This is a genomic window from Mycobacterium sp. 050272 (assembly GCF_039023525.1).
Classification (GTDB): Bacteria; Actinomycetota; Actinomycetes; order Mycobacteriales; family Mycobacteriaceae; genus Mycobacterium.
The window spans coordinates 18,059-29,950 of the sequence record NZ_JBCHKV010000032.1 but is presented as its reverse complement, the minus strand read 5'-3'; the positions used below and the strand labels follow the sequence as shown (position 1 = coordinate 29,950).

13 protein-coding genes are annotated in these 11,892 nt (G+C 63.6%); 11 read left to right on the top strand and 2 right to left on the bottom strand.

Annotated elements, in window-relative coordinates:
• The coding region (locus AAHS21_RS30730) for an FAD-dependent oxidoreductase (protein WP_342931148.1) at nt 1–1,186 on the bottom strand (1,186 nt) is incomplete at its 3' end.
• Entirely contained in the window at nt 1,183–1,515 is a 333-nt protein-coding gene (locus tag AAHS21_RS30725) for a 2Fe-2S iron-sulfur cluster-binding protein (protein ID WP_342931147.1), read from the bottom strand. The genes AAHS21_RS30725 and AAHS21_RS30730, both read right to left, overlap by 4 nt.
• A gap of 320 nt (nt 1,516–1,835) precedes the next feature.
• On the opposite strand from AAHS21_RS30725, the gene AAHS21_RS30720 reads away from it, so the two are divergent.
• The 11 genes from AAHS21_RS30720 (at nt 1,836) to AAHS21_RS30670 (ending at nt 11,575) form a co-directional block, all read left to right on the top strand.
• Nucleotides 1,836–2,255: a hypothetical protein gene (locus tag AAHS21_RS30720; RefSeq protein WP_342931146.1), complete on the top strand. Its 420-nt coding sequence runs from the start codon at nt 1,836–1,838 to the stop codon at nt 2,253–2,255.
• Nucleotides 2,256–2,258: 3 nt separating this feature from the next.
• Nucleotides 2,259–3,149 carry an SDR family NAD(P)-dependent oxidoreductase gene (locus AAHS21_RS30715; protein WP_342931145.1) on the top strand — a complete coding sequence of 297 codons (891 nt, stop codon included), beginning with the start codon at nt 2,259–2,261 and terminating at the stop codon, nt 3,147–3,149.
• Nucleotides 3,149–4,315, top strand: a complete 1,167-nt coding sequence (locus AAHS21_RS30710; protein ID WP_342931144.1) for a thiolase domain-containing protein — start codon at nt 3,149–3,151, stop codon at nt 4,313–4,315. The genes AAHS21_RS30715 and AAHS21_RS30710 overlap by 1 nt, the downstream gene beginning before the upstream one ends.
• Entirely contained in the window at nt 4,312–4,734 is a 423-nt protein-coding gene (locus tag AAHS21_RS30705) for a Zn-ribbon domain-containing OB-fold protein (RefSeq protein ID WP_342931143.1), read from the top strand. Before AAHS21_RS30710 ends, AAHS21_RS30705 begins: the two co-directional genes overlap by 4 nt.
• Nucleotides 4,734–5,183: a MaoC family dehydratase N-terminal domain-containing protein gene (locus AAHS21_RS30700; protein WP_342931142.1), complete on the top strand. Its 450-nt coding sequence runs from the start codon at nt 4,734–4,736 to the stop codon at nt 5,181–5,183. Before AAHS21_RS30705 ends, AAHS21_RS30700 begins: the two co-directional genes overlap by 1 nt.
• Complete coding sequence (locus AAHS21_RS30695) at nt 5,180–5,602, top strand: MaoC/PaaZ C-terminal domain-containing protein (RefSeq protein WP_342931141.1); 423 nt, start codon at nt 5,180–5,182, stop codon at nt 5,600–5,602. The genes AAHS21_RS30700 and AAHS21_RS30695 overlap by 4 nt, the downstream gene beginning before the upstream one ends.
• A gap of 22 nt (nt 5,603–5,624) precedes the next feature.
• The gene (locus tag AAHS21_RS30690) at nt 5,625–6,053 is read left to right on the top strand and encodes a nuclear transport factor 2 family protein (RefSeq protein ID WP_342931140.1); all 429 of its coding nucleotides are present in this window, start codon (nt 5,625–5,627) and stop codon (nt 6,051–6,053) included.
• Nucleotides 6,050–7,306 carry an acetyl-CoA hydrolase/transferase C-terminal domain-containing protein gene (locus tag AAHS21_RS30685; RefSeq protein ID WP_342931139.1) on the top strand — a complete coding sequence of 419 codons (1,257 nt, stop codon included), beginning with the start codon at nt 6,050–6,052 and terminating at the stop codon, nt 7,304–7,306. The genes AAHS21_RS30690 and AAHS21_RS30685 overlap by 4 nt, the downstream gene beginning before the upstream one ends.
• Nucleotides 7,303–7,788: a MaoC family dehydratase gene (locus AAHS21_RS30680; protein ID WP_342931138.1), complete on the top strand. Its 486-nt coding sequence runs from the start codon at nt 7,303–7,305 to the stop codon at nt 7,786–7,788. Before AAHS21_RS30685 ends, AAHS21_RS30680 begins: the two co-directional genes overlap by 4 nt.
• 30 nt (nt 7,789–7,818) lie before the next feature.
• A complete protein-coding gene (locus tag AAHS21_RS30675) occupies nt 7,819–9,390 on the top strand; it encodes an aldehyde dehydrogenase family protein (RefSeq protein ID WP_342931137.1) in 1,572 nt (523 codons plus the stop codon).
• A 247-nt stretch (nt 9,391–9,637) separates the two neighbouring features.
• Entirely contained in the window at nt 9,638–11,575 is a 1,938-nt protein-coding gene (locus AAHS21_RS30670; RefSeq protein WP_342931136.1) for an NAD(P)/FAD-dependent oxidoreductase, read from the top strand.
• Nucleotides 11,576–11,892: the final 317 nt, after the last annotated feature.

The window sequence follows — 11,892 nt, the reverse complement described above, 5'->3', positions numbered from 1 at the left end:
GCCCACCTTCCCGGTGGGGAATTACGTGAACGCGACCCTGGGGAATTACGTGAACGAGAACCGGCTCAACATGGGGAATTCCATGAACGTCGACATTTTGGAAGCAGAAGACTGAAAAGCGACCGCTGGCAGGGTCTCCGCGAAGCACGGCGCGGCTCGGTTGTGTGCTGAGTCCGGCGATCTGCAGCTTCAAGTCGGCCTGATCGCTCCAAAACCAGGGGACACTGTCATAGGGTTCTGGCCGTCCAACGAGTCGAGCGGCCAGGAAACGTGCCTGCGCTGTGGCGTTGTGCACTGACTCCAGGCGCACCCGGAGCCCGCCGGCGTAGCGGTTGGGGCATGACGTGCAGTCGCCGACCGCAGAGATTCGGTCGTCGTCGGTGGCCAGGTATTCATCGACAACAATCCCGTTGTCGACGCGAAGGCCGGCATCCTCGGCGAGGTCGGTGTTCGGTACCGCCCCGACGCCGACGAGCACCATGTCGGCGGGGAATTCGCGGCCCTCGGTCGTTGTCACAGCGCTGACCCGGCCCGCCGCGCCGGTCAAACCGGCCACGCTGGTGCCGAGTTCAATGCCGAGGCCTCGGGAGCGGTGAGCGCCGAGGATGAAACCGGCCATCTGGGCAGACAGCACGCGGCCCATCAGCTGATCGGAAATTTCGATAACGACGGCATCGAGGCCGAGCTTGGCCGCCGTCGCCGCGACCTCAAGTCCGATGAAGCCGCCACCTACCACCACGACGTGGCGGGCGCGGTCCAACCGGTCGCGGATGTCGTCGGCTTCGGCGAGGTTTCGCAGTCCGAGGACACCGTCGAGGTCGGTTCCCACGACCGGCAGGGCGCGGTTGTGGGCACCCAGCGCAAGCACCAGGTGGTCGTAGTCCAGAAAAGCGCCGCTGCCGAGTTGGACGCGGCAGTCAGTGCGATCGATGCTGCTCACCGTTTCGGCCAGCAGCAGCTCGATACCGTGCTGCTCGTAAAAGCTGCCGGGGTGCAGCCAAAGGTTCTCACGGGCGGATGCACCGGTGAGGTGGCCTTTGGACAGCGGTGGCCGCTGATATGGCAGGAATGGTTCGTCGCCGACAAGCACGATTCGACCCTCGAACCCAAACTCACGCAAGGAGGCGGCCGTACCGGAACCCGCTTGCCCCGCACCGGCGATGACGATGCTGGAAGTAGACGTCATAACTGCGTCGGCGGCAATCGCACAACGAGACCGTCCAGCTCGGGTCCTACCTTGATCTGGCAACTGAGCCGGGAGTTGGCCTGCCGGGGAGAGGCGGTGTAATCAAGCATCTCCTCCTCATCGGCGCTGGCTGCGCTGAGACGCTCCAAATCGTCGTCGTCGACGTAGACATGACAAGTCGCACACGCCAAGGTGCCGCCACACTCGGCAACGATCTCGGAAATATCGTTAGCCACCGCCGCTTGCATGACTGAAGTTCCCTCGGTGACCTCGACGATGACTTCTTCACCACCGGGCCGTACATACGTCACTTTCACCACGATCAGCACCTCCTGCGCGCTCCTCGAGAGAGTCTAAACCAAAACCGATTACCCGGCACCAAAGCAGCCCACGATCGAGTGTCCATCGACCTCGGCTGGGTCACGTTTGCGCCATCGTGTGCCTGGAAGAATGCGGTCTAAGCGTGATGTGCTTGACAGCGCAGGGGCGTGAAGGATAGAAACGGTGCAGTTCTAAATCTACGTAGGATTTGGACCGAAGCTGATGTAGATTTCGGATTGAGCAGCGTGGCCCAGCCGGGTTTTCCCCGGCGAGGGACCGCATTGCCGCCCATGTGCCGGGCGAGTGAAATTCAGACAGGAGCCGCACTATGAATGATCGCGATATCGCCGAGCGGGCGTCGGCCGATGACTTCTGGCCTCGCGTCAACACGCTGCGGCAGAGGTGCCCGGTCGTGCGCAGCACAGCTCACTGGAGCGCAGAGGACTCGGGATTTTGGATGCTCAGCAAGTATCAGGACGTCATGGACGCGGCGGTCAATCACGATCCCGGCAAGTTGCCCGATCCGGAGACGTTGAATTTCGAGCGCCCGAACGGCGCGGCGCACCTGGCGTTCGGTGCCGGCATCCACTGCTGTCCGGGCAATCATCCGGCGCGTCGCGAGCGCAAGGCCGCGGTCCCTGCGATCAGTGAGCTGCGCGCCTTCGAACCCGAAGCCGGCTCCGACGTCAAGTATCGAGCGGCGTTCGCCAGTGGTGCCGTCTCCCTGCCAATCCGTCTGGAGCGTTGAAATATGGGAACTTTGGATGGACGCGTCGCCATCGTCACCGGGGGCGGACGCGGCATCGGCGGGGCGGTGGCCAAGCTCTTCGCTCGCGAGGGAGCGACCGTTGTCGTCAACGACATCGGTGCCTCGCTCAGTGGACTGGAAAGCGACAGCAACCCCGCCGCTGAACTGGTTCGTGATATCGAGGCGGCCGGCGGCACTGCGGTGACCAATGGGGCCGACATTTCCGACCATGAAGCCGCCCGCGATCTGGTGGAATCGACCATTGACCGCTTCGGCAAACTCGATGTCCTGGTCAACGTGGCGGGAATTCTGCGTGACCGGATGATCTTCAACATGCCGGAGGAGGACTGGGACGCCGTCATCAAGGTCCACCTCAAGGGGCACTTCAACACCATCAAGCCCGCTGCTGCGCATTGGCGCAAGATCGGTGATCCCGACGCCCAGAACAGGATCATCAACTACACCTCCCGGGCCGGACTACACGGCGCCCCAGGGCAGCCCAACTACTCGGCGGCGAAAATGGGTATCGTCGGGCTGACCTACTCGTGCGCGGTGGCGCTGAGCAAGTACGGCGTCACCACCAACGCCGTGTCGCCCGCCGCAGCGACCCGGATGACGGCCACGACCAGAGACGATGCCTACAGCTCGGGGGCCAGCGAGTTGTCGCCCGACAGTATCGCCCCGATCGCGGCCTATTTGGCCTCCGAGCACTCCGGTTGGCTTAACGGTCACGTGATTCACGCCCGAGGCTATGAGGTCTCGCTCTACAGCGACCCCGAGCCGCTGGTCACCCTACGCTCGGACGGGCCGTGGGACCTCGATGAAATGGCCAAAGAGGTGGAATCGCAGTTCCGTCCGATCACCGAGGCGGCGCCGCCGAACCCGTTCGTCTGATGTCGACCAGGGGAAAGGCGTTCATCGCCGGAGCTTACGAACACCCGGGCCGCGAACTGCCCGACAAGTCGATTCCGCAGATCCACGCCGAGGTAGCGCTGGGAGCGCTGGCCGACGCCGGCCTCGATCTCGCCGACGTGGACGGCTACTTCTGCGGGGGCGATGCGCCCGGGCTGGGCGTGCTGGCGATGGCCGACTACCTCGCCCTCAAGCTCCGCTACATGGACAGCTCCGATATGGGTGGATCGGCGTACATGTCCCACGTCGGGCATGCAGCCGCGGCCATCGCCGCCGGCAAATGCCGGGTCGCGCTCATCACGTTGGGCGGACGCCCACGGACGACGTCGTTGCGGGCGCCCGGCCAATTGATGGGTGAGCCTCCCGAGAAGCCCTTCGAGCCGATCTTCGGCGCGAACGTCAGCGCACTCTACGCCCTGGCCGCACAACGGCACATGTACCAGTACGGGACCACCAGCGAACAGCTGGCCGAGATCAAGGTGGCCGCATCCACACACGCCCAGCACAATCCGCACGCGCTGCTGCCCAACGTCGTGACGGTCGCGGACGTGGTGAATTCCCCGATGGTGTCCTCGCCGCTGCATCGACTTGACTGCTGCGTGGTCACCGACGGCGGCGGCGCGCTTGTCGTCGTCGCCGAAGACGTCGCCGCCGCACTGGACCGTGACTGCGTGAAGGTTTTGGGGCATGGAGAAGCGGTGGAACACACTCGTGGCGGCTGGCAAGACATCACCGTGACCGGCGGGGTGCGCTCAGGCACGGACGCCTTCGCCGAGGCCGGTGTGCGTCCCGCCGACATCGATTACGTCGGTCTCTACGACTCATTCACCATTACCGTCTTGCTGGCGCTCGAGGATTTGGGATTCTGCGCCAAAGGTGACGGCGGCAAGTTCGTGTTGGATGGCGCGCTGCGAGCCCCCGAGGGCCGATTGCCGTTCAACACCGACGGCGGCTCACTGTGCAACAACCACCCAGCCAACCGCGGCGGGATGACCAAGATCATCGAGGCGGTCCGCCAGCTGCGGGGCGAAGCGCACCCCGCTGTGCAGGTCCGCGACTGCAACCTGGCACTGGCCCACGGCACCGGCGGCTGGCTGAGCACGAGAATGGGCAACGCAACACTCGTTCTGGGTCGGGAGGACGCGTGAGCACGCCCCAATTGCCCTCGCCCGCACCAAGTGTCAGCCCCGAAACCGCGACATTCTGGGCCGCTACCCTTGCCGGCAAACTCGTGTTGCAACGCTGCTCGAACTGCGGTCGGGCCGGCTACTACCCGCGATATGTGTGCGCGAACTGTCACAGCACCGACTTGGTCGACACCGAAGCCAGTGGGCGGGGAACTATTTACAGCTACACCGTCACCACCCGCGGAATCCTCGAGTACGCAAACGCCGGCTCCTACGTGCTGGCGATGGTCGAACTCGATGAGGGACCCAAGATGGTCACCAACATCATCGACTGCGATCCCGACGCCCTGTCGATCGGCCAGCGTGTTGAGGTGGTCTTCTGCGACACCGGCGGAGACGGCGCACTGCCACGCTTCCGCCCAGCGGCCCCGGGGTTGTGATGGGCGACTACGTATTCGACGTTGAGCCGGGTCATGTGCTGGCATTTGCTCGCGCTGTCGGTGACGAGCGGCTCGCCCACGACGTGCCTGCGCCTGGGACGCCGGCGCCGCTGACATTTCCGGCCGCTTCGGTCCAATTCGATCCGGTACACATGCGCGGGCTGCGCCCATCAGGGGCGCTTGATCTCAAACCCTCAACGCCTGGGGGCAGCGTCCTGCACGCCGAGCAGGAGTTCGAATACTTTGCCCCCGTACGTGTGGGTGATCGCCTCGTTGTCGCCGAGTATGAGGGCGCGAGCTGGCGCAAACAGAGCCGACGTGCAGGAGCCCTGACGTTCCACGAGATCATCAGAGACTACCGCAACGCAGCAGGCGAACTCGTGCTGCGGTCGCGAATGGTGTTGGTCGACACCGAGTTCGCGGTTTCCGAGGGCGGCGGTGAGCGATGATCGGTGACGGGCGCACGGGCGAAACGTTGGTCGTCGGCGCCAGCCGCGAACACACGGTCATCCCCGAAGTGACCCGCACCCAGATCGTCCAGTATGCAGGCGCATCCGGCGACTACAGCCCACTGCATACCGACGAACCGTACGCTGTGCGCGCCGGCTACCCAGGCGTGATGGCTCACGGGATGCTGGTGATGGCTGCCACCGAACGGCTGCTCGCTGAGTGGGTGGGCCGACAACGGCTGGTGCGCTACCGGGTTCGCTTCGTCAACCCGGTGTGGCCCGGTGACTCGCTGCATGCTGTCGCGACGGTGGTAGATGTGCGCGACAGCGAGCGGGGTAAGTACGTCGACTTCGAAATCCTCACAACCAATCATCACGGTGTCGTCGTGCTGTCGGGCAGCTCCACGGCCCGCGTCTGACTGATGAGGAAGGAACCGACCCATGGCTGAACATCCGAATGCGCAGATCGTGCGTCGCCTCATGGCGGCGTTATCGGAGCAGAACCGCGCCGAAATCGAATCCCTACTTGATGAGGACTGCGTCTGGCGCGTGCCCGGCGCCAACGCGCTTTCAGGCGTTTATGAAGGTCGCCGGGCCATCTTGTCGCTGTTCGGCAAGATGAAGCGAATCTTCACCGGGCCGGCCCAATTCGACGTCATCGACATCACCGCCAGCGCGCAGTACGCCGCGGCCTACCAGTACGGCATCGTTGATGTCGGCGGCAAGACCGTGCGGCTCCGCGAGTGCCTGGTATACCGCATCAGCGACGGACGCGTCGTCGAGGTCGACGAGTTCCAGTCCGACGAGCGCGCTTTCGACGAGGCGTTCTCTGTGGCGGCTGTCGAGGCCGCGATGGCACGACCGAAATGAGCAGCCGCACCGGCCGTACCGTCGACCCAGTCGCCGCACTGGAGCTGGCGCACGACGGTGCACACCTCGTCGCCGCACCGGGCTGCGGTGCTCCCACCACCTTGTTGCACACGATGAACAAGCAAGCCGCGGGCCGCAACTGGACCCTCAGCTCAGGACTGCTGCTCGGCGACTATCCCTTCCTCGAAACCGTGCGCGCGGGCCACCTGTGCTACCGGACCTGGCATGTGATGGCACCGGTCGCTGGGCTGGTTGCCGATGGAACTGCGGCATTTGTGCCGGTTCGCGCCTCGCGGATCGCGGCGCACCTGCAGGCGTGGGGCGTGGATGTCGCGATGGTGCGGGTGACTCCGCCGGATCGGCACGGCTACCACTCGCTCGGGCCGTCGGCCGGCTACAGCCTTGATGCACTGCGCTTGGCTCGGGTGCGCATCGGCGAGGTCGATCCCGACCTACCATGGACATTCGGCAACACCACCGTGCACGCGTCCGTTTTCGATGCGCTCGTCGACACCGCCGATGAGACGCCACAGTACTGCTCGGCCAAACCGAGCCCGGTCAGCAACCGGATTGCTGAACACATCGTGGACCTGTTGCCCTGGAACCCGACGCTGCAGATCGGGATCGGCTCCATCCCGGAGGCTGTGGTGAATGCGCTGGCCGACGCCGACCTGGGGGAGATTCGGTTCACCGGGATGGCCACCGACGAGATGGTGGAACTGTTCGAGAGCGGCGTTATTCCCGCCGACGGCGACCAGCCCGCGATCTTGTCCCCAGAGTTGATGGGCACGCAGCGGCTGATGAGATTCGCCGACCGCAACCCTGCGGTGGCCGTCCATCCGTCGTCAATGGCCCACAACGCTGATGTCTTGGGCCGCACGCCACGGTTGGTGTCGATCAACACCGCCATCGAAGTCGATGTCAACGGTCAGGTCAACAGCGAGGTGCTGCGAGGGCGGCAGATTTCCGGCGTCGGCGGCAGCATCGACTTCGTCGACGCGGCCAGCCGATCAGCCGGAGGTTTGCGCGTGATCGCGCTGCCGTCGGCCACCCCCGACGGTTCTCGCTCGCGGATCGTTGATTTGGTGGCCGCGGTCACCATTCCGCGGTCCATGGTCGACGCGGTGGTAACCGAATACGGTGTGGCTCGTCTCGATGGCCGCAGTGCGGCCGAGCGACAACAGGCACTGATCAAGATCGCCCATCCCGAGCACCGGGCCGCGCTAGCATCTGCGGCGGACGCAACGCCATGACCGTCCATCACCGACGCGGCAAATACCTCGACGAACTGGTCGTCGGCGACATCTATGTGCACCGACCCGGCCGCACCGTGACCGAGGCCGACAACGTTCTGTTCACCACGCTCACGATGAACACCCAAAGCCTGCACTTGGACGCGGCGTTCGCCCAAACTCAGGAATTCGGCCAGCGTCTGGTCAACAGCTTGTTCACCATGTCCACGGTGGTGGGCCTCAGCGTCGCCGACCTCACCGAAGGAACCACGGTGGCCAACCTGGGCTTTTCCGAAATCCGTTTTCCCGCACCGGTCTTCATCGGTGACACCTTGACAGCCGAAACCGAGATCATCGACAAACGTTTGTCCGCCTCGCGACCGGGGCAGGGTGTGGTGACGTTTGAGCACCGCGGCCATAACCAGCGCGGGGAGACCGTATGCACCGCACGGCGGGCCGCCCTGGTGCTGTGCGCCAGCCCAGCCGCCGCCCGCAGCGGCTAGCCCAGGCCGCCCCACAGCAGAGGAGTGAAAATGGCCACAGCAGAAGCCGCTCACCGGTCCGAAGACGCCGGGGTCACCGGCCACGGCGCCGTTATCGAGGTCCGCTGCCCCGCCGACGGCCGGGTGGTCGGGCATGTCGCCGACCTGGGACCAGCCGGAGTGGTCGCCGCTGCCGCGCAACTGCGCGCCGCACAACCGGCGTGGGAAGAGCTCGGCCCGACCGGGCGGGCAACCCACATGCGCAATTTCCTCGACTGGATCCTGGACAACGAAAACCGTCTCGTCGGCATCATGCAAGAGGAAACCGGCAAGTCCTGGGGTGACGCCGCGTTGGAAATCTCAATGGCGGTGGACCTGATCAACTACTACAGCGGACACGCCGCCGAATTTCTCGCCGACCGCAAGGTCGCCAGCTGGGGAGCCGGTGGGCTCACCAAGAAGCTGCGGGTCTTCGCCCGCCCCTATCCGCTCGTCGGAATGATCACCCCGTGGAACGGTCCGCTGGGCGGTCCGATGCTTGATGGTGTGGCAGCGTTGATGGCCGGGGCGGCAGTGCTTTTCAAGCCGTCGGAGTTCACGCCGCTGACGTGGGCGGAGGCCAGCAGGGGCTGGCTGGAGGACATCGGGGCGCCCCCGGTGCTGGCCAACGTGACCGGTGGTCCCGAAACCGGCGCGGCCGTGGTTGAGGAAGTCGACATGATCATGTTTACCGGCTCGACCCGCACGGGTCGACGAATCGCCGCGCGTGCCGGTGAGCGGCTGATCCCGTGCAGCTTGGAAATGGGCGGCAAGGATCCGATGATCGTCTTGTCCGACGCCGACATCGACCGTGCCTCCAGCGCCGCGGCGTGGGGTGCGATGTGGAACTCAGGCCAAATCTGCATCTCGGTGGAACGCGCCTACGTTGCAGCCCCTGTTTTCGACGAGTTCGTCGCGAAAGTGACCGACAAGGTGAAAAACCTTCGCCAGGGGATGGACCCGGACGGCAGTTTCAGCACCGACGTCGGGGCGATGTGTACGCCGGCTCAACTGGACATCGTCGAAAACCACGTCAACGATGCAGTGGCCAAGGGCGCGCGGGTGCTCACCGGCGGTAAACGCGGCCAAAACGGTCAGTTCTTCGAACCCACCGTTCTAGTCGACGTGGACCACAGCATGCTGTGCATGCGCGATGAAACCTTCGGCCCCACACTGCCGATCATGAAGGTTGCCGACGAAGCTGAAGCCATCCGGCTGGCCAACGATTCGCGTTATGGCTTGAGCGCCAGCGTGTGGACTCGCGACCACCAGCGTGCCGACCGGATCAGCCGCCAACTCGAGGCGGGCGCGGTCAACCAGAACAACGTGATGATGAGTACTTTCCAGCTGACTATTCCGATGAGCGGCTGGAAGGAATCGGGTGTGGGCAGCCGCTCGGGCGGGGCCGCCGGCATCCTCAAATTCTGCCGGCAACAGTCGGTGGTGTCTGAGCGCATCCATCTCAACTCCGAGCCGCACTGGTATCCGTATAGGCCCAGGAAAAGCAAGATCCAAGCCAAGCTGGTGCGCCTGCTCGGCGCCCACGACTGGCGCCGCCGGTTGGGACGCTCACCCCGGCGTTGATCCCAAGGGTTCGCCGCCGTCACCATGGCGCGTCGCCTCCGCACGCGCCGAATAAAAATCACAGTTTCTATATCCGATTAGCGTCTGGTGGAGTTCCTAACTGTGCTGAATCAGCAGGTAGAGAAGATTACCTCCTTCCGCGAATGGTTGCACCACCGACAGTCGTGATGATAATATCTAAACTAATTTAGAACTCACCCGAGGCCGTCGATGGGCCCAGGCATCGCATCCTAAGGAGAAGACCGCCATGTCGATGACCAGGCCGGATTGCCCGATCGACGAAGCACACTTGGAGCACGCTGTCCGTGTCGCTAATCTGCCCACGCTGACGATGGTGCTGTATCAGTTGACCGGCGAGGAACGCTGGCTCAATGATCCTTTTCGACCCACACGTTCACCAGGGTTGAGTCCCAACGACTCCGGCGGTTTTGAGCCCGAGGTGGCCGACGAGATCCGCCGATGCGCCGTCTCCGCGATCTTGGCGTGGTCAAAGGGCAGGCCGGCCGTCGTTCCCCTCCCCGATCCCGACTTGCTGCGCACGATGCTGAGCATCTGCGTCGATGAAGAGGTTCCGCAGGAGTACGAACGGGTGATGCGAGAGGAGATGGGCCTAGAGCCCGCAGCGGCGACCGAACCAGTGGAGGTCGGCGACTTCTCGGTCGCGATCATTGGTGCCGGTATTTCAGGCATCATCATCGCCGCGCAGTTACGAGAACTGGGAATTCCGTTCGTCATCCTGGAACGCAACCGCGAGGTTGGTGGGGTTTGGCTTACCAACACCTACCCAGGTGCGGGCGTGGACACGCCGAGCTACCTCTACTCGTTCTCCTTCTTCCCGCGTGACTGGTCCATGCATTTCGGCAAGGGCGACGAGATGGTGACGTACCTGCGAGAGGCTGTCGACCACTTCGATCTTCGCCGCGACATCGTCTTCGGCACCGAGGTGCAACGCGCGGAATACGACGAGACCACGCAGCGGTGGACTATCTATTCACGCTCCAGCGACGGCTTGCTCAACCGCCATACCGCCAACGTCGTGATCAGTGCAGTCGGATTGTTCGGCAAGCCCAAAATACCCGACATCCCAGGGCTTGACTCCTTCCGGGGAGCCACGTTTCACACCGCGCAGTGGCCCGACCATCTGGACCTCAGCGGTAAGCGCGTTGCCATCGTCGGAAGCGGCGCCAGCGCGATGCAGGTAGTGCCTGCGATTGCCGACAAAGTGAAACAGTTGACCATCTTCCAGCGCTCACCGCAGTGGGTCGCACCGTGCGCTGAGTACTTCTCTTCGATTCCAGAAGACGTGCACTGGTTGATGAACCATGTGCCGAATTACCATGCGTGGTACCGCTTTCGGCTGGCGTGGTTGTTCAACGATCGCGTGCACCCATCGCTGCAGATCGATCCGGAGTGGAACGATCCCAACCGATCGCTCAATGCGATCAACGACGGTCACCGTCGTTACTTCACGCGCTACTTGGTCGATCAGCTCGAAGGCCGACCCGAATTGATCGAAAAGTGTCTCCCGGACTACCCGCCCTTCGGCAAGCGCATGCTGCTCGACAATGGTTGGTTCGCCACACTCAAGCGCGACAATGTGACGCTGGTTACTGACGCAGTCGCCAAGGTCACCGAGTCAGGCCTAGTCAGTACGACGGGTGAGGAGTTCGACGCCGACGTGCTGGTGTTCTCCACCGGATTCGACACAATTCGCTACCTGCAGCCGATCGAGTTCGTCGGGCGGGGTGGCGGGCGGTTGAGCGACATCTGGGGCGACGATGATGCCACCGCCTATCTCGGCATTACTGTGCCGAAGTTCCCGAACCTGTTCCTGATGTATGGGCCCAACACGAATTCGGGTTCCGGCGGCTCCTACTTCTTCATTGGCGAGTCGCAGGGCCGGTACATCCTCGATGTCATCACCAAAATGATCCGCGGTGGCATTGGCGCGGTGGAATGCCGCGCGGAGGCGCATGACCGTTGGGTGCGCGATGTGGACGCGGAGCATTCAAAGATGGTATGGACCCACCCCGGCATGACGACGTATTACCGGAACACGCGCGGCCGGGTCGTTACCAACTCGCCATATCGAGTCGTTGACTACTGGCTGATGACCCACAATGCCGACTTGGCCGACTTCATAACTGAGCCGGCCCTGCGCCCCGACATCGCAGTGGGACGGTGAGCAGCGACACGCGAGGACGTCGCGGAGCTGAAGTGGTTGCGCGCCGAGGACGCCCAGCTGCGGATGCACGTGGGTGGCTTCGCATCCGCGGCAACGCAACGCAACCCGCCGGGGCCGCACCTCGATTCCGTCCAGACCAAGGCCCCGTCGACCGCCCTTGCGTGATCTTCTACCGAAGAATCGGCGCTAAGTTTGATCTCTGTTCGACCGGCATTACTAGATAAAAAGCAGATGAACAGGAGATATGTAGATACCTCGAGGCTCGAAGGTAAGGCTTGTTGACTGTTTTCGAAGAAAAAATAGAATACTTAGTCTAG

Bases quoted from the DNA above. Each gene is read 5' to 3' on its own strand.
- AAHS21_RS30680 (WP_342931138.1), top strand. From the start codon at position 7,303: ATGACCGTCCATCACCGACGCGGCAAATACCTCGACGAACTGGTCGTC.
- AAHS21_RS30700 (WP_342931142.1), top strand. From the start codon at position 4,734: ATGGGCGACTACGTATTCGACGTTGAGCCGGGTCATGTGCTGGCATTT.
- AAHS21_RS30695 (WP_342931141.1), top strand. From the start codon at position 5,180: ATGATCGGTGACGGGCGCACGGGCGAAACGTTGGTCGTCGGCGCCAGC.
- AAHS21_RS30710 (WP_342931144.1), top strand. From the start codon at position 3,149: ATGTCGACCAGGGGAAAGGCGTTCATCGCCGGAGCTTACGAACACCCG.
- AAHS21_RS30690 (WP_342931140.1), top strand. From the start codon at position 5,625: ATGGCTGAACATCCGAATGCGCAGATCGTGCGTCGCCTCATGGCGGCG.
- AAHS21_RS30720 (WP_342931146.1), top strand. From the start codon at position 1,836: ATGAATGATCGCGATATCGCCGAGCGGGCGTCGGCCGATGACTTCTGG.
- AAHS21_RS30675 (WP_342931137.1), top strand. From the start codon at position 7,819: ATGGCCACAGCAGAAGCCGCTCACCGGTCCGAAGACGCCGGGGTCACC.
- AAHS21_RS30670 (WP_342931136.1), top strand. From the start codon at position 9,638: ATGTCGATGACCAGGCCGGATTGCCCGATCGACGAAGCACACTTGGAG.
- AAHS21_RS30685 (WP_342931139.1), top strand. From the start codon at position 6,050: ATGAGCAGCCGCACCGGCCGTACCGTCGACCCAGTCGCCGCACTGGAG.
- AAHS21_RS30715 (WP_342931145.1), top strand. From the start codon at position 2,259: ATGGGAACTTTGGATGGACGCGTCGCCATCGTCACCGGGGGCGGACGC.